The 17,273-nt window shown below is 63.5% G+C and carries 15 protein-coding genes; 6 read left to right on the top strand and 9 right to left on the bottom strand.

Annotated elements, in window-relative coordinates:
- Positions 1 to 16 precede the first annotated feature (16 nt).
- The 6 genes from AC1D1N_RS22155 (at position 17) to AC1D1N_RS22130 (ending at position 6,685) form a co-directional block, all read left to right on the top strand.
- Positions 17 to 1,132 carry an ABC transporter ATP-binding protein gene (locus tag AC1D1N_RS22155; protein ID WP_112559250.1) on the top strand — a complete coding sequence of 372 codons (1,116 nt, stop codon included), beginning with the start codon at positions 17 to 19 and terminating at the stop codon, positions 1,130 to 1,132.
- Between the two features lie 5 nt (positions 1,133 to 1,137).
- Positions 1,138 to 2,640, top strand: a complete 1,503-nt coding sequence (locus tag AC1D1N_RS22150) for a GMC oxidoreductase (RefSeq protein ID WP_436261270.1) — start codon at positions 1,138 to 1,140, stop codon at positions 2,638 to 2,640.
- Entirely contained in the window at positions 2,637 to 3,398 is a 762-nt protein-coding gene (locus AC1D1N_RS22145) for a 3-ketoacyl-ACP reductase (RefSeq protein WP_210328212.1), read from the top strand. The genes AC1D1N_RS22150 and AC1D1N_RS22145 overlap by 4 nt, the downstream gene beginning before the upstream one ends.
- 10 nt (positions 3,399 to 3,408) lie before the next feature.
- Positions 3,409 to 5,037: a GMC family oxidoreductase gene (locus tag AC1D1N_RS22140; protein WP_436261271.1), complete on the top strand. Its 1,629-nt coding sequence runs from the start codon at positions 3,409 to 3,411 to the stop codon at positions 5,035 to 5,037.
- A gap of 22 nt (positions 5,038 to 5,059) precedes the next feature.
- Positions 5,060 to 5,377, top strand: coding sequence for a Dabb family protein (locus tag AC1D1N_RS22135; RefSeq protein WP_436261272.1), 318 nt, complete (start codon positions 5,060 to 5,062; stop codon positions 5,375 to 5,377).
- A 90-nt stretch (positions 5,378 to 5,467) separates the two neighbouring features.
- Positions 5,468 to 6,685, top strand: coding sequence for an MFS transporter (locus AC1D1N_RS22130; RefSeq protein ID WP_436261273.1), 1,218 nt, complete (start codon positions 5,468 to 5,470; stop codon positions 6,683 to 6,685).
- Here AC1D1N_RS22130 and AC1D1N_RS22125 read toward each other — a convergent pair.
- The 9 genes from AC1D1N_RS22125 to AC1D1N_RS22085 all read right to left on the bottom strand — a co-directional run bounded on the left by AC1D1N_RS22125 (position 6,682) and on the right by AC1D1N_RS22085 (position 17,143).
- Complete coding sequence (locus AC1D1N_RS22125) at positions 6,682 to 7,527, bottom strand: EamA family transporter (protein WP_477351035.1); 846 nt, start codon at positions 7,525 to 7,527, stop codon at positions 6,682 to 6,684. The genes AC1D1N_RS22130 and AC1D1N_RS22125 overlap by 4 nt on opposite strands.
- Positions 7,528 to 7,534: 7 nt before the next feature.
- Complete coding sequence (locus tag AC1D1N_RS22120; protein WP_477351033.1) at positions 7,535 to 8,443, bottom strand: endonuclease/exonuclease/phosphatase family protein; 909 nt, start codon at positions 8,441 to 8,443, stop codon at positions 7,535 to 7,537.
- Between the two features lie 204 nt (positions 8,444 to 8,647).
- Complete coding sequence (locus AC1D1N_RS22115; protein WP_477351031.1) at positions 8,648 to 10,201, bottom strand: cation:proton antiporter; 1,554 nt, start codon at positions 10,199 to 10,201, stop codon at positions 8,648 to 8,650.
- 150 nt (positions 10,202 to 10,351) lie between these two features.
- Positions 10,352 to 11,416, bottom strand: coding sequence for an ABC transporter ATP-binding protein (locus tag AC1D1N_RS22110; RefSeq protein WP_112559242.1), 1,065 nt, complete (start codon positions 11,414 to 11,416; stop codon positions 10,352 to 10,354).
- Between the two features lie 30 nt (positions 11,417 to 11,446).
- On the bottom strand, positions 11,447 to 12,238 hold the full coding sequence (locus tag AC1D1N_RS22105) for an ABC transporter permease (protein WP_352556041.1): 792 nt from the start codon (positions 12,236 to 12,238) through the stop codon (positions 11,447 to 11,449).
- Positions 12,235 to 13,149, bottom strand: coding sequence for an ABC transporter permease (locus AC1D1N_RS22100; RefSeq protein WP_112559240.1), 915 nt, complete (start codon positions 13,147 to 13,149; stop codon positions 12,235 to 12,237). Before AC1D1N_RS22100 ends, AC1D1N_RS22105 begins: the two co-directional genes overlap by 4 nt.
- A gap of 63 nt (positions 13,150 to 13,212) precedes the next feature.
- Positions 13,213 to 14,319, bottom strand: coding sequence for an ABC transporter substrate-binding protein (locus tag AC1D1N_RS22095; RefSeq protein WP_352556038.1), 1,107 nt, complete (start codon positions 14,317 to 14,319; stop codon positions 13,213 to 13,215).
- Between the two features lie 244 nt (positions 14,320 to 14,563).
- The gene (locus AC1D1N_RS22090) at positions 14,564 to 15,736 is read right to left on the bottom strand and encodes an iron-containing alcohol dehydrogenase (RefSeq protein WP_477351029.1); all 1,173 of its coding nucleotides are present in this window, start codon (positions 15,734 to 15,736) and stop codon (positions 14,564 to 14,566) included.
- A gap of 18 nt (positions 15,737 to 15,754) precedes the next feature.
- On the bottom strand, positions 15,755 to 17,143 hold the full coding sequence (locus AC1D1N_RS22085) for an aldehyde dehydrogenase family protein (RefSeq protein WP_477351027.1): 1,389 nt from the start codon (positions 17,141 to 17,143) through the stop codon (positions 15,755 to 15,757).
- Positions 17,144 to 17,273: the final 130 nt, after the last annotated feature.

The following is a 17,273-nucleotide window of genomic DNA, read 5'->3' as shown; positions in this document are numbered from 1 at the left end:
CAGGAAGGAATAACCCATGGCTTTTCTGGAAATCGATGGGCTGAAGAAGCGTTTCGGGAATGTTGAGATCCTGAAGGGCATCGATGTCGAGCTCGAAAAGGGCGGCTTCCTGGTGCTGGTCGGTCCGTCCGGCTGCGGCAAGTCCACGCTGCTCAACACCATTGCCGGCCTGGAGCAGATCACCGAGGGCGAGATCCGTGTCGACGGCCGCGCCATCAACGATCTGCATCCTTCCAAGCGCGACATCGCCATGGTGTTCCAGAGCTATGCGCTCTATCCGAACATGACGGTGGCCGGAAACATCTCCTTCGGCATGGAGATGCGCGGCGTGCCGGCCGACGAGCGCCAGAAGGCAATCGACAAGGTGGCCAAGGTGCTGCAGATCGGCCACCTCCTGCAGCGCAAGCCGAGCCAGCTTTCCGGTGGCCAGCGCCAGCGCGTCGCCATGGGCCGGGCGCTGGTGCGCGACCCCAAACTGTTCCTGTTCGACGAGCCGCTGTCCAACCTCGACGCCAAGCTACGCGTCGACATGCGCATCGAGATCAAACGCCTGCATGCCACCACCGGCACCACCATCGTCTACGTCACCCACGACCAGATCGAAGCAATGACGCTGGCGACCAAAATTGCGGTCATGCGCGACGGCGAGGTACAGCAGTTCGGCACCCCGGCCGAAATCTACAACAACCCGACCAACCTGTTCGTCGCCGACTTCATGGGCTCGCCGGCGATGAACCTGATCCCGGCGACCATCGCTACCTCGGGCAATGCGCTGTCCGTCGTGCTGCAGCGCGAGGCGCGCGAGCCGATCACGCTGCCGATGGCCAATGCGCCGGCGGGCCTCTCGGCCTTCCAGGGCAAGCCGATCATCTTCGGCGTCCGGCCGGAAGCGCTGACCGATCCGGAAGGCGCCGAACGCAACGCTTCCAACATCGCCACTGCCGACCTGCACATCGAGGTGGTCGAGCCTGCGGGCTCCGACACGTTCGCGGTGACCAATCTCGGCGGCAAGCCCGTTGTGGCGCGGCTGCGCGCCGACGCCAACATCCAGCCGGGCACCAGCACGCCGCTGGCCTTCAACCTGACCAAGGCGGTGTTCTTCGATCCGGCGACCGAGAGCCGCATTCGCTGACGGCTATGACAAATCCTGATATCGTCATCATCGGCTCTGGCATCGGCGGCGCCACGATCGCCTCCGGTCTGGCCGGCAACGGCGCCTCGATCCTGATGCTGGAGCGCGGCGAACCCTTGCCGGCAACGCCGCATGCGCGCGACACGCGCTCGATCTTCGTCGACGGCCACTACCGTCCCAAGGAGATGTGGCGCGAGGCCGGCGGCGCCGCCTTCAACCCCGGCAACTATTACTATGTCGGCGGCAACTCGAAATTCTACGGCGCGGTGCTGATCCGCTACCGCAAAGAGGATTTCGCCGCCATGGAGCACTTTGGCGGCGTCTCGCCGGCCTGGCCGTTCTCCTATGACGAATTCGAACCCTGGTATTCGAAAGCCGAGCAGCTGTTTCGCGTCCGCGGCTCACTCGGCGAAGACCCGACCGAGCCGTTCCATTCGATCCCCTATGCCTACAAGCCGGTGCCCGACGAAGCGCCGATCGCTCGCGCCCGCGCGGAACTGAAGGGGCTGGGCCTGCACCCGGCGTCGCTGCCGCTCGGCGTCGACATCGACACTTGGCTGAAGGAAGGCAAGACCGGCTGGGACGCTTTCCCCAACACCGGCCAGGGCAAGATGGACGCCCAGACGGCGCCGCTAGCCGCGGCGCTAAAGGACAGCAACATCCGGCTGGAGACCGGCTGCTATGTCGAATATCTCGAAGCGGCGCCCGACGGCAACAGCATATCGGCCATCCACTACCGGCAGAATGGCGAGCTGAAGAAAGTGTCGCCGAAGCTGGTCATCCTGTCCGCCGGCGCCGTCAATTCCGCCGTGATCCTGCTGCGTTCGCCATCCTCAGATGGCAAAGGTCTCGCCAACCGCTCCGACCAGGTCGGCCGCAATTTCATGAACCACAATTCGAGCGCCATGCTGGCGATCGATCCGCGCCGCAGGAACGACAGCGTCTACCAGAAGACGCTGATGCTGAACGATTATTATCTCTCCGACGGCAAGGGCGGCAAGCCGCTCGGCAATGTCCAGCTGCTCGGCAAGATCGACGGCAACATGTTGAAGGCCAACGTCAAGCGAGTGCCGAAATTCGCGCTGGATTTCATGGCCGGTCACGCCGTCGACTGGTATTTGATGTGCGAAGACCTGCCCGATCCGGAAAGCCGCATCATGGTCGATGGCAAGGACATCGTCATGCAGTGGCGGCGCTCCAACATGCAGTCGCTCGACGGGCTGACCAAGGTGATGCGCGAAAACTTCCGCGCCTGCGGCTATCCAATCGTGCTGTCGCGCCCCTTCGACAAGCGTACGCCGTCGCACCAGTGCGGCACGGTCAAGATGGGCGACGATCCGGCGACCTCGCCGCTCGACCCGTTCTGCCGCGCCTTTGATCACCGGAACCTGTTCGTCGTCGACGGCAGTTTTCTGCCGAATTCGGCTGCGGTAAACCCGGCGCTGTCCATCGCCGCACAGGCGCTGCGGGTCGCCGAGCACATCCGCCAGACGGACCTCGCGGCATGACCCGGCCCTCTGCCATCGTCACCGGCGGCGCGCGCGGCATCGGGCTGGCCTGTAGTCAAGCGTTGGCCGATGCCGGCTTCGACATCCTGGTCGCTGATCTCGCCGAACGAGCGCCGGATGGGCTTGCCGCCGACATCACCGCACGCGGCGCCAAGTTCGCCTACATCAAATGCGACATCGCCAACCTCGACGGTCACGCCGCGTTGGTCGACGCCGCCACAAACGCCTTCGGCCGCATCGACTGTCTCGTCAACAATGCCGGCGTCGGCGCCGTGGTGCGCGGCGATCTGCTGGAGCTGAAGCCGGAGAATTTCGACCGTGCGCTGAACATCAATCTGCGCGGTACCGTCTTCCTCAGCCAGGCCGTCGCCAAGGCGATGCTGGCGGCACCGGGTGATCATCCGCGCTCGATCATCACCATCACCTCGGTCAGCGCAGAAATGGCCTCACCGGAACGCTCGGATTACTGCATCTCGAAAGCTGGACTGTCCATGTGGGTGAAGAACCTGGCGCTCAGGCTCGCGCCGGAAAACATCGGCGTGTTCGAGCTGCGCCCAGGCATCATCCGCACCGAAATGACGGCGGGCGTGACAGCCAAATATGACGCGCTGATCGATGGCGGCCTGGTGCCAGCAAAGCGCTGGGGCGAAGCGTCCGACATCGGCGCTGTGGTGGCGACGCTTGCCGCCGGTAAGCTCGGCTTTTCCACCGGCTCGATCATCAATGTCGACGGCGCGCTGTCCGTGCCGCGATTGTAAGGGTGATGCCATGACCGACTACATCATCGTTGGCGCCGGCCCGGCCGGCTGTGTTCTCGCCAACCGGCTGAGCGAGGATCCGGGCAATTCGGTATTGCTGCTGGAAGCAGGCGGCAAGGACTGGCATCCGCTGATCCACATGCCGGCGGGCTTCGCGAAGATGACCAAGGGCATCGCGTCCTGGGGCTGGTCGACTGTGCCGCAGAAGAACATGAAGGATCGCGTCTTCTGGTACACGCAGGCCAAGGTGGTCGGCGGCGGTTCCTCCATCAATGCCCAGATCTACACGCGCGGCAACGCCCGCGACTACGACGCGTGGGAGAAGGAAGAGGGCCTCGCGGGCTGGGGCTATCGGGACGTGCTGCCCTATTTCAAGCGGGCCGAGAACAACCAGCGCTTCGCCAACGATTTTCATGGCGACCAGGGGCCGCTCGGCGTGTCGAACCCGATTTCCCCGCTGCCGATTTGCGAGGCCTATTTCCGTGCCGGCCAGGAGATGGGCATCCCCTTCAACCCGGATTTCAACGGCGCCAGCCAGGAAGGCGTCGGCTATTACCAGCTGACCCAGAAGGACGCCCGGCGTTCATCCGCTTCGGTCGCCTATCTGAAGCCGATCCGCGCCCGCAAGAACCTGACCGTCAGGACCGATGTGCTGGTGACCCGCATCGTCGTCGAGAAAGGCCGCGCCATCGGCGTCGAGATCGTCGACAGGCCGGGCGGCCAGACGACCATACTGCGCGCCGAACGCGAAGTGATCGTCTCGTCCGGCGCCATCGGTTCGCCGAAGCTGTTGATGCAGTCGGGCATCGGCCCGGCCGATCACCTGAATTCGGTCGGCGTGACGCCGGTGCATGATCTGCCCGGCGTCGGCTCCAACATGCAGGACCATCTCGATTTGTTCGTCATCGCCGAATGCACCGGCGACCACACCTACGACAATTACGCCAAACTGCACCGCACGGCATGGGCCGGCTTGCAGTATCTGTTGCTGAAGAAGGGACCCGTCGCGTCCAGCCTGTTCGAGACCGGCGGCTTCTGGTACGCCGATCCGACAGCCGCATCGCCCGACATCCAGTTCCATCTCGGCCTCGGCTCCGGCATCGAAGCCGGCGTAGAGAAGCTGAACAACCCGGGCGTCACCTTGAACTCGGCCTTCCTGCGCCCGCGCTCGCGCGGCACGGTGCGGCTGAAGAGCGGCAATCCGGCCGACCACCCGCTGATCGATCCGAACTACTGGTCCGATCCCTATGATCGCGCGATGTCGATCACGGGCCTGAGACTGGCGCGCGAAATCATGCGGCAGAAGGCGCTTGCGCCTTACGTGCTGCGCGAAGTGCTGCCCGGCCCATCGCTCGCCAGCGATGAAGAGCTGATCGATTATGCCTGCCGCGCCGCCAAGACCGATCATCACCCCGTTGGCACCTGCCGCATGGGCCATGACGATATGGCCGTGGTGACACCGGACCTGCGCCTGCGCGGCATCGAAGGCTTGCGCGTCTGCGACGCTTCGGTGATGCCGCGCGTGCCCTCCTCCAACACCAATGCGCCGACCATCATGGTCGGCGAAAAGGGCTCGGATATTATTCTCGGCCGCGAGCCGCTGCCACCGGCGGTGTTTTCCGGCAATCGCGCCGCGTAACAGTTCAGGAAGGGCCCCCCAGATGATCAGGCACTGCGTCTTCGTTAAATTCCGCAGCGATGTCGCCGCCACCGAACGCGCGGCAATTCATGCCGACCTCGAGGCGCTTCGCTACTTTGTCGACGGCATGGACACTGTCTATTTCAGCGCCAATGTCAGCCCGGAGCCATTCGCGCGCGGTTTCAGCCATGGCTTCACCATCGACTTCCGCGATGCCGCCGCCCGCGACGCCTATCTCCAGCATGAAGCGCATCAACGCGCCGGCGCCCGATTGGTCGCCGCCCTCGAAGGCGGCACCGACGGGCTGATGGTGTTCGATCTCGATATCTCGAAAAAGTGACCGTCGTCTTTTCGAAAGCCGGCTGATCGCTGTTCTCTTTTGCGAGCCTAGGGACATATCGTTCCCTGGGGGATGCATTGGAGCAACGTCGTGACCCTCACCCCGCAACAGAAGAAAACTGTCCTTGCCTCCTTCCTCGGCTGGACGCTCGACGCTTTTGATTTCTTCCTTCTGACCTTCCTGCTCACCGATATCGCAACCGAATTCAACACCGACGTTCCGGCGGTCTCCAAGGCGCTGTTCCTGACCTTGGCAACGCGCTTTGTCGGCGCGTTCTTCTTCGGCATGCTGGCCGACAAATACGGCCGCAAGCCGATCCTGATGCTCAACATCGTCAGCTATTCGGTGATCGGCGCGCTCGCCGCCTTCTCGCCCAATCTCGGCATCTTCCTGGCGCTGCGTGCTCTGTTCGGCATCGCCATGGGCGGCGAATGGGGGCTCGGCAGTTCGCTCGCCATGGAGTCCATTCCGCCCAATGCACGCGGCATGGTCTCGGGCATCCTGCAATGCGGCTACCCCACCGGCTATCTCTTGGCCGCTGTGGTCTATGGTTTGCTCTACCAGCAGACCATCGGCGGCTACACGATCGGCTGGCGCGCCATGTTCCTGCTCTCCTTCCTGCCGGCTCTGATCGTGCTCTTCATCCGCTCGCACGTGCCGGAATCACCGGCTTTCGTCGAGGCACAGAAATCCGTCAAGCCGGGGCTTCTGGAAACGCTGCAGAAACACTGGGGCGTCGCCGTCTATGCCGTGGTGCTGATGATGTTCTTCAACTTCTTCAGCCACGGCACGCAGGACCTCTACCCGACCTTCCTGAAGAAGCAGCACGGCTTCGACCCGCATACGGTGAGCTGGATCACCATCGTCGCCAATATCGGCGCCATCGTCGGCGGCCTGGCGTTCGGCGCGCTGTCGGAACGGATCGGCCGCATCAATGCAATCACAATGGCCTGCCTGATCGCCCTCCCGGCCATCCCGCTCTGGGCCTACAGCTCGACGCCCTTCATGCTGGCCATCGGCGCCTTCGTCATGCAGGTCGCGGTGCAGGGCGCCTGGGGCGTCATCCCGGTGCACCTCAATGAGCTGTCGCCAGGTGCGGTGCGGGCGACCTTGCCCGGCTTCATCTACCAGGCCGGCAATCTCGCAGCGTCCTATGGCGGTCCGTACCAGGCCGGCATCGCCGAGGCGCCCGGAGGCAGCTATGGCTATGCGCTGGCGCTGTTTGCCGGCGTGGTCGCCGTCTGCATCATCGTCGTCATCCGCTTCAGCCCGGAACGGCGCGGCCAGGTGATGACGGTGCTCGGCTAACCCAGCCGCAACGCCACGACACCGGCAACAATGCTGAGCGCGGCAGCACCGCGCCAGCCCGTCATCTTTTCGCCCAGCGCGAAGACCGAGATCATCATGGCGAACAGGATCGAGGTCTCGCGCAGCGACGCCACCGAGGCGATCGGCGCCTTGGTCATTGCCCACATGACGATCCAGTAGGCGGCGCCGCTGAGCACGCCGGTGAACAGCCCGGCCTTCCAGTCACGCGCCAGAACGGGCAGTGCCTTGGGCCCGCGAAAGATGAGGCACAGTACCAGCGCGCCAAAAGCGTCGCAGACGAACAGCCATGCGGCGTAGCTCTGCGCCGTCGCCGCCAGCCGCGCGCCGCTGCCGTCGGACAGCGTATAGCTGGCGATGAAGATCGAGGTGCCGAACGCAAAGGCCACCGCGCGCAGATTGATCCGCTCCAGATGCGCGCCGCCGCGAAACGACATCACCAGCGTTCCGGCCGACAGCAGCAGGATGCCGAGGATGGCGAACGGCGCCGGCATCTCCTGCACCACGACAATGCCGCCGAGCGCGGTCAGCAGCGGCGCTGTACCGCGCGCCAACGGATAGGTCTGGGCGAAATCACCGGCCCTGTAGGCGCCGATCAGGAAGGTCCGGTAGCCCATGTGAAAGATCACCGAGGCGATGATGTAAGGCCACACTTCGGCCTTCGGAAACTCGACGAAGGGCAGCACGAACAGCGCGGCAAACCCCATGCCCAGCGTCATCAGAGTGATCGACAGGAAACGGTCGAGATGCACCTTGACCAGCGCGTTCCAGATCGCGTGCATGGCGGCCGCTGCAAGCACCGCGAAGAAGACGAAAAGCGTCATGGAGGGCTCACCGACCTCCCGAGCCCAGGGGCGTTTCGAGATCGATGTCGACCCGGACCGGGAAGTGATCGGACGCCACCTCGCCAATATCGGCACCGACCGAGCGGACGCGATCGGCGAACATGCCACCGACGAAGCAATGGTCGAGCCGGCGCTTGGCCACCTTGCCGTCGATGGTCTTCACATGGGTGTGGAAATCAGCCGTCGGCTCGCTGGCAATGGACGCCGCATCGACGAAACCGTCGAGATAAGCGGCACCGCGATGATAGGGCGTGCTGCCGACGATGCGGCTGTATTCAGCACTCCCCGGCTCCATGTTGAAATCGCCCATCCAGATCGCCGCCATCGGATTTTCCGGCTCGGCTTCGCCGCTGGTCCAGTTGCGCGCAGGCTCGTCATCGATGCCGCTCCACGGTCCGCCCTCGGACGGTGCGCGGCGATGTTCGGCAAGCAGATAGTCGATCTGCTCCAGCCGCTCCTCCACTGCTATATGGGCGAGATGCAGCGACAGGAATCGCACCGGCCCGGCAGGCGTGCGGATCATGCATTCGAGTGCGGCATTGCGGGTGTTGAGCGGCCTCAGCGTGCGGCGCATCGGCAGCGTGTGCAGCCGCGACCAGACGATCGGCAGCTTCGACAGCAGCATGGTGCCGAACTGCCGGCGGCGGTTGACGATGCGGCCATCGCGCCGCTCGCTGGCGTCCATATCGAAGGCCGGGCCGTAGACCCAGTGATAGTCCGGCAGCAGCCTGGACAGGATCTCCGGCTGGTCGTCCTCATTGCTCCTCTGCCAGTGCCGCTCGACCTCCTGCAGTGCGATGATGTCGGCGCCGTCGACGATGCGCGCGGCGCGCGTCAGATCGTAGCGGCCATCGCTGCCGAACCCGTACTGGATGTTGTAGCTGACCAGCTTCATTGCTTATCCGGCTCAGTTTCGCTGTTGGCAGTAGCGATTCGGCAGATTGGTTGCAATGTGCACGAGATTGGAAGCGGCTTGTGCCAGAAGCCTCCCCGCCTTGCTGCGCGATCATGCACCGATTCCCGCCCGGCTCGGTATCCTCCGCACGCCGGAAAACGCCGCGAGGCGTACCGTGGAACGTGATGGCGCAAAAAGTAGGCGCTAGTCGGTCGTCAGCGGTTGGAACCGGCCCGCCGGCGATGCGGCCAGTTCCGCCCAGTCGATCTCTTCCTCCAGCCGGTGATAGGCCTCGTCGCCGATCGTGCCGTTACGGCGCAGCTCCTCGAGCGTGTCGCGCTGGCGGTTGATGGCATAGAGGCGCAACCGGTCGTATTCGGTGGCGGCTTGGGCGTCGTCCGGGTTTTCCGCGATCGCGCGCTGAGCTTCATACTGTTCTCGCACGACGGCAGCCGCCGCCGAGGTCTTGCGGCTGAGCACATCGAGTGCGGCCTGCATGACGGCAACACGCGCCTGCGCCACCTCGTTGTCGACCGTTCTGTCCGGGGCGAAGTTGATCCAGCGCAGCAGCGGCTTCAGGGTCATGCCTTGCAGCACCAGCGTGCCCAGCACCACCGCAAAGGCGGCAAGCACGATCGGGTCGCGGTGGGGAAAATCGGCCGGCAGGGCAATGGCCACGACCAGCGTCACCAGCCCCCGCATGCCGCACCAGCCGACCAGCACGGCGCCGCCAAATGTCGGCAGATCGCGCCTTGCCTCTTCGCTGCCGAGGCGGGCAAGCCAGCGGATGATGGCGACGTAACTCCCCACCCAGACCAGCCGCGCGACGATGACGACGACCAGCACGGTTCCGGCAAAGAGAAAGGCTTCGCCCTGCCCGTCGCCGGCAAGCCGGCCGACGATCGAGCGAGCCTGCAGGCCCATCAGCACGAAGGCCAGCACGTTGAGCACGAACACCGCCGATTCCCAGACCGAATAGGTGCTGACGCGGCGTCTGGCCGACATGCGGCGGGGTGCTCTGCGCGCAATGGTGATGGCGTAGACGACGATGGTGATGATGGCGGAAAGGCCGAGCTTGTCTGCGATGATCCAGACGGCAAAGGTTCCGGCAAACTGCACCACCGTGCTGCTCGCCGCGTCCTCGATGCGGCCAAGCGTCAGCAGCGAGATCCGGCCGAACACGTAGCCCGCGACTAGACTGCCGATCGTTGCCAGCAGGATCACCGGAATGGCGTTGCTCAGCATGATCGTGCCGAGCGCCGCCGAAACCGCCAGCCGGTAGATCAGCAGCGCGGTGGCATCGTTGAGCAGGCTCTCGCCCTGCAGGATGGCGGTGATGCGGTGCGGCACCTTGAACTGGCTGAGAACGGCACTAGCCGCCACGGCATCCGGCGGCGCGACAATGGCGCCAAGCGCGATTGCCGCCGCGATCGGCAGGCCGGCCATCTTCCAGCCGACAAAGGCAACCACCATGGTGGTAAAGACAACGGCGCCAAGCGCCAGCAGCGCCAGCGACAGCCGGTAGCGCTTCAGGTCGCGCAGCGAGGTGTCGTAGGCAGCGTCGAGGAGCACCGGGGCGATGAACAAAGCGAGCGCCAGTTCCGGATCGATCTCGATCGTCGGCGCGCCTGGCACGAAGGCAATCGCGACCCCGGCCAGAGCCAGCAGGGAGGGATAGGGAATTTCCAGCAGCCGCGACAGCGCCGTCAGCGCGACGGCAGCCAGAAGCAGGACAAGGGTCAGTTCGAAAAGCGCCATGGCCCATCGTAGCGGCGAAGCGGCATTGTGGGCAGTGGCTGGATGGCAAGATGCTGTTGATTGTCAGCACGCTTCGAGGCTCTGGCCTGCAGCCGCTCATCGCACCGGCTTGAATCGACCGCCTCAGTTTTCCTGAGGATGCTGCTTTTATTAGTGCAGCACCAGCATATCGCTCGATGAGAACGATATCTCGGCCTTCTCGCCGACAGCCGGCGGTGGCGTTGCCGGGCTGTTGAATGTGTCGAGCGAGACCGTGTTACCGCCGATACCGACGCGAACCCGGATGACCGAGCCGAGGAAGTGCACTTCGGAAATTTCGCCTGACAGGCTGGAGTCACGGCCAGGCTGGCGCCCCAGCGAAATCGCCTCCGGCCGCAGCGCCAGAGACAGCATGTCGCCGGACTTCGACCCGTTGAGCTTGCCCTTGAGCGAGACCTCCTGCGTGTTGACCTGCACCGTGCCGGCCGCGGCATCGGTGACCTTGCCTTCGAGCACGTTCAGCGTGCCGACGAAATTGGCGACGAACTTGGTTGCCGGGCGATTGTAGATCTCGAACGGCGTGCCGACCTGCTCGGCCTTGCCGCCATACATCACCGCGATACGGTCCGAGATCGACAGCGCCTCTTCCTGGTCATGGGTGACGAAGATGGTGGTGATGCCAAGCTTCTTCTGGATGGAACGGATTTCCTCGCGCAGCGACACGCGCACCTTGGCGTCGAGCGCAGACAGCGGCTCGTCGAGCAGCAAAAGCTTCGGCTTCGGCGCAATCGCCCGCGCCAGCGCAATGCGCTGCTGCTGGCCGCCGGAGAGCTGGTAGGGATAGCGGTCGGCCATCTGCGGCAGCTTGATGATGTCGAGCATCTCGGCAACGCGGGCATCGATATCTGCCCTGGGCATGCCGGCGACCTTCAGTCCAAAGCCGATGTTTTGCGCCACCGTCAGGTTGGGGAACAGCGCATAGGCCTGGAACACCATGCCGACATTGCGCTGGTTTGGCTTCAGCCTCGTGATGTCCTTGCCTGCAACGACGATCTTGCCCGCCGACGGCTCTTCGAAACCGGCGACCATTCGCAGAACGGTGGTCTTGCCGCAGCCGGACGGCCCGAGGAAGGAAACGAACTCGCCTGGCTCGACATCGAGATTGAAATCCTCGACCACAGTGGTGGCGCCGAAGGATTTTCGCACATGCTGGATGGAGAGGAATGGTTCGGCCATGGCTTTTTCTTTCGATCAGTACTTTGTCGATCAGTTCGGGCGGTTCGCCGATCTCGGCGCGAACCGGGACAGGATCTGGATCAGCGACATGCAGCCCCAGGTGATAGCGAAGGCGATGATGGCAAGCGCCGCCGGCTCATAAGCGCGGTTGGCGCCAACGTTTTGCAGATAGGGGCCGAAGGCGGGCCGATTGAGCAGGCTGGCCATGGTGAATTCGCCAATGACGATGGCGAACGTGAGGAAGGCGCCCGACAACACCGCGATCAGCACATTGGGCAGGATGACGCGGGTGATAATCGTGCCCCAGCCGGCGCCAAGGATCTGTGCCGCTTCCGTCAGCGTACGCACGTCGATGGTGCGAAGTCCGGTGTCCACCGCACGGTACATGTAGGGCAGCGCCAGCATCGCATAACCGATGACCAGCAAGGCATTTGTACCCATGTCGGTCGCCAGGAACGGCAGCGGCGAATTCGAACCGTACATCCTGATATAGCCGAAGACGATGACGATGGCCGGAATGACCAGCGGCAGCAAAGTGATAAACTCGACGATCGGCCGCAGTTGCGGCAGGCGCAGCCGAATCCAGTAGGCGGCGGGCACCACGATCAACACGCCGAGAATGATGGTGAAGACGGCGGCGAGCACCGAGTAGCCAAAGGTCGCCTGAAAACGAGGGTCGCCAAGCACGATCTGATAGGCATCGAAGGAATAGGCGCCGCGCCGCATGCGCATGGAAAATTCCACGGTTGCGATCAGCGGAATGAAGAAATAGGCCGCGCCCAGCGCGAAGACGACCCAGGCCCAGAATTTGCCGGACTTCATTTCAGCCACCTCTCCGAACGCGTCCGGAACCAGATGTAGAAGACATTAGCGAGCCCGGTGATGACGATCATGCCGAAGGCGATCGCATAGCCGAGATGAGCATTGTGCAGCACGTCGCCGCGGATCTGCGCATAGAGCAGGATCGGCACGATGTTGAGGGAGGAGCCGGTCAGCGCATAAGCGGTGGCGATCGCGCCGAAGGCATTGGCGAAGAGCAGGATGACCGTGCCGAGGAAGCTTGGCCAGATCACCGGGATCACCACCATGCGCCAGTATTGCGCCTGGGTGGCGCCGAGCGTCGCGGCGGCCTCGCCCCATTCCTTCTTCAAACCGTCGATCGCCGGCGTGATGATGACCACCATCAGCGGGATCTGGAAATAGACATAGGTCAGCGTCAGGCCCCAGAACGACAGGATGTTGAAGCCGTGTGCGTAGATGTTGAGGCCGAACACCGTGTTCAGAAGCACCGTTGCGAGACCGAGCCGTCCCAGTGTCGCGAGGAAGGCGAAGGCCAGCGGTACGCCGGCGAAATTGGAAGCAACGCCGGAAAAGGTTAGCGTTGCCGAGCGTATCCACTCCGGCAGGCCGCCGCGCACGATCGCGATGGCGATGGCGAGCCCGGCGAAGGCACCGATCAGCGCCGAGGAAAGGCTGACCTTGAGCGAGATCCAGTAGGCGGCGACAATCGATGGCTGCGCCAGCGCCGCTATGTTTTCGAACGTGAATTCGCCGGCATCGTTCTGGAATGCGCCCAGCATCAGATAGAGCGTGGGCAAGATCAGGAACATGATTGCGAAGATGAAAAATGGCGCGACACCGAGCCATTGCGTCGGCAGTCGCAATGCGCGCGCCTCGCTGGGGGGCGCGGTCTTCCCGGCGACTGCGTGATCGGAAAGCGAGAGATCTGTCATGCGCCGGCTACCGTCTCCGAGGAAAACCGGGCGGCCGCGAGGCCGCCCGGTTGGCTTCAAGCCTTACTTGACGTTGGCGCCGACGACGGCATCCCAGTTCTTGGTGACGGCTTCCTTTGCCTTGCCCTGCTCGTCCAGCGTCGGGAACACCGCCGCAGCGTAAGCCTCAGCCGGCGGCAGCTTGGCCATCACGTCCGCCGGAAGCTTGCCGTTCTTGGCAAGATCGTTGAAGCGGATCGGGTGGCAATAGCCTTTCAGCCAGCCGATCTGGCCTTCGTCGGAGTAGAGATACTCCAGCCACAGCTTGGCAGCGTTCGGATGCGGTGCGAAAGCACTGATCGCCTGCACGTAGACGCCGGCAACGACACCCGTCTTCGGCACGACGACGTCGACGGGCGGATTGCCCTTCAGCGTGTCGCGACCGGCAAGTGCATTGTAGTCCCAGGTCACCAGGATCGGCGTCTGGCCTTGAGCCAGGGTCGCCGGCTTGCCGATGACCGGCACGAAATTGCCGGCGGCATTGAGCTTCTTGAAGAAGTCGAGGCCGGCGGTACCGGCAGCTTCGCCGGCAGCCGCGCCGCCTGAAAGGCCGGCCGCGTAGACGGCCTGGATGGCCTGGTTCGAGGCGCGCGGGTCGCCTGCAAGCGCCACGGTGTTGGCGAATTCCGGCTTCAGCAGGTCAGCCCAGTCAGCCGGTGCTTCCTTGACGAGATCCTTATTCACCAGGAAGGACAGCACGCCGTAGTAGTCGCCGGTCCAGAAACCGTCGGCATCCTTGGCGCTGTCCGGGATCGAGTCCCAGGTCGACACTTTGTAGGCCTGGATAAGGCCGTCGGCCTTGGCGGTCGGGCCGAAGGACAGGCCGACGTCGATCACGTCGGGAGCCTGCGGGCCCTTGTTGTCCTTGTTGGCCTTGATCGCCTCGATCTCGTCGCCGGAGCCGGCATCGGGGTTGAGTTCGTTGACGGTGATTTCCGGATACTTCGCCTTGAAGCCGTCGATGACGGCGCCGTAACCGCACCAGTCATGCGGCAGCGCAATTGTGGTGAGCTGGCCTTCCTTCTTCGCCGCGGCAACCAGTTCATCCATGGACTGGGCCGATGAGATAGCAGAGGTCGCCATGAGGGCGACGGCCGATAGGGAAAGCACTTTCCCCGTAAACTTGAACATGTGTTCTCTCCGTTGAACTGGCGTCGCTGGACGCCTGCGATGCGGTATCTTTTTCATATGACAGCCAGATGAAAGCTTTTTGAAACTGGCCCCCGGCGGTACGAAAAGTTAACTCTTTTTAACGGGCTGTAGCAATTAGCCTCCACTTAATTTCCCGGCTAATGGTTTATTGCCTTGCCCTTTGCCCCCCTTGCCCTTTCCTTTCCCCTCGTTTTCCAGATCACTTCCGGCGCCGCAAGCCGCCTCACACAGTGCCGGCTATGGCGTTCTCAAGCAGCGTCAGCGCCGCCTTCTTGGTCAGCTTGACAGGATTGCCGCCGGCGGTCGGATCGACCACCGCCATGTCGGCGATCAGCCCCTTGCGCTTCTTGTCCATGTCGAGCCCCTTGATCAGACCGGGCAGCGCATGCGGCACCTTGAGCTCCTTGCGCAGCTTGATGATCGCCTTGGCGAAACCGTCAAAGCCGCCCTTGATACCGCAATAGGCGGCAAGCCGGGCGATCCGCTCTTCGATCGAGTCCCGGTTGAAAGCCAGCACATAGGGCATGAACACGGCATTGGTCATGCCGTGGTGCGTGTCGTAGAGCGCGCCGATCGGATGCGACAGCGAATGGATGGCGCCCAGCCCCTTCTGGAAGGCGGCAGCGCCCATGGCGGCGGCGCTCATCATATGGGCGCGGGCCACGAGGTCCTTGCCATTGGCATAGGCCTTGGGCAGGTTCTCGAACACCAGGCGCACACCTTCGACGGCGATGCCGTCGGCCATCGGGTGGTAGCCCGGCGCGCAATAGGCTTCGAGGCAGTGTGCCAGCGCATCCATGCCGGTTCCGGCGGTGATGAAACCGGGCATCCCGACCGACAGTTCCGGATCGGCAATGACGATTGCCGGCAAAAGCTTCGGATGGAAGATGACCTTCTTGGTGTGCGTCGCCTCATTGGTGATGACGCCGGCGCGGCCGACTTCCGAGCCGGTGCCGGCCGTCGTTGGCACGGCAATGATCGGCGCGATGGCGTCGGAATTGGCACGCGTCCACCAGTCGTCGACATCCTCGAAATCCCACACCGGCCGCGTCTGCCCGGCCTGGAAGGCGATCAGCTTGCCGAGATCGAGCGCCGAGCCGCCGCCGAAGGCAATGACACCGTCATGCTTGCCTTTCTTGAACACGGCGATGCCGGCGGTGAGGTTGGAATCGACCGGGTTCGGCTTCACCTCGGAAAACACGCCATAGGGGACCTTGGCGTCGTCGAGGATTTTCAGCGTCGAAGCGACGACCGGCAGTTTGGCGAGGCCCGGATCGGTGACGAAGAGCGGCCGCTTGATGCCGGTCGCTTCCAGCACCTCGGGCAATTCCTTGATGCGCCCGGCGCCGAAGCGGACTGTGGTCGGGTAGTTCCATTTGGAGATCAGCTTGGACATGTCTTGTCTTTCAAAAAATCAGATGGCTTCGCGCAGGTGGAAGGATTTCGGTCGGGTCAGATTGTCGTAGCCGAGCGCCGAAAGGGCGACACCTTTGCCGGTGTCCTTGACGCCGGTCCAGACCAGCGCCGGATCGAGATAGTCGCAGCGGTTCATGAACACGGTGCCGGTCTCGACGCGATCGCCGATCGCTACCGCATGCTCGGTGTCGCTGGTCCAGATCGAGGCGGTCAGCCCGTACGGGCTGTCGTTCATCAGCGCGATCGCCTCTTCGTCGTTGCGCACCTTCATGATGCCCACGATCGGCCCAAAACTCTCCTCGCGCATGACGCTCATCTGGTGGTCGACGCTGGTCAGCACCTCCGGCGCCAGATAGGGCGAGCCGGCCTGGTCGTTAGCCACCTTCATATTGACATGCGCCACTGCGCCCTTGCGCAGCGCCTCGGCCTTTTGCTCGCGGATCAAATCGGCGAAGCGCGCCTGCGCCATCGGCCCCATTGTCGTCGCCTGCTCCAGCGGATTGCCGACGACATAGTTCTTCGTCTCGGCAATGAAGCCTTCGACGAACTGGTCGTAGACCTTCTCATGCACATAGACGCGCTCGATGCCGCAGCAGCACTGGCCGGAATTGTAGAAGGCGCCGTCGACCAGATTGGCCACCGCATGGTCGAGCTTTGCGTCGGACAGCACATAGGCCGGATCCTTGCCACCGAGCTCAAGGCCGAGTGTCATGAAGGTGCCTGCCGCCGCCTTCTCGATGGCGCGGCCACCGCCGACCGAGCCGGTGAAATTGACATGGTCGATCTTGCCCGAGCCGAGCAGTTTTTCCGTCTGGGCGTGGTTGAGCACGACATTCTGGAACACACCCTTTGGCAGGCCAATTTTGTCGAAGGCCTGTTGAAAGCGCTCGCCGACCAGCAGCGTCTGCGCCGCATGCTTCAGGATGACCGTGTTGCCGGCCATCAGCGCCGGCACAATAGTGTTGACCGCGGTCAGATAAGGATAGTTCCACGGCGCGATCACCATGACGACGCCGAGCGGATCCTTCTTCACATAGCGGCGGAAGCCGTCCTTCGGATTGGAAGCCGGCACGGATTTCAGCGCAGCTTCAGCAATCTCGACCATGTAGTTGGTGCGCTCCTTGACGCCGCCGAACTCGCCGCCATAGCGCACCGGGCGCCCCATCTGCCAGGCGATCTCCGGCACGATCTCGTCGGTCATGGCGACCAGCGCTTCCAGCATAGCCAGCATATACTTGCCGCGCTCGACGATCGGCGTCCGCGCCCATTTCTCCTGCGCCGCTTTCGCGCGCTCGACCGCGGCATTGATCGCCTGGTCGGTCGCGATCGGCCGCTCGGCATAGATCGAACCATCGATGGGGGATTTGAGTTTGACCGTTTCGGTCATCGTTTAAGTCCTCGCACTTCTTTAAAATCGAAAATCATCTGGCTTTGTGCCGCCCCTCATCCGCCTGCCGGCACCTTCTCCCCGTATAGCGACGGGGAGAAGGGAAAGCTCCAACGTCGACGCCCCCTCT

This window comes from Mesorhizobium sp. P2_B5 (genome assembly GCF_056404775.1).
This window is presented reverse-complemented; position numbering and strand designations above follow the sequence as displayed.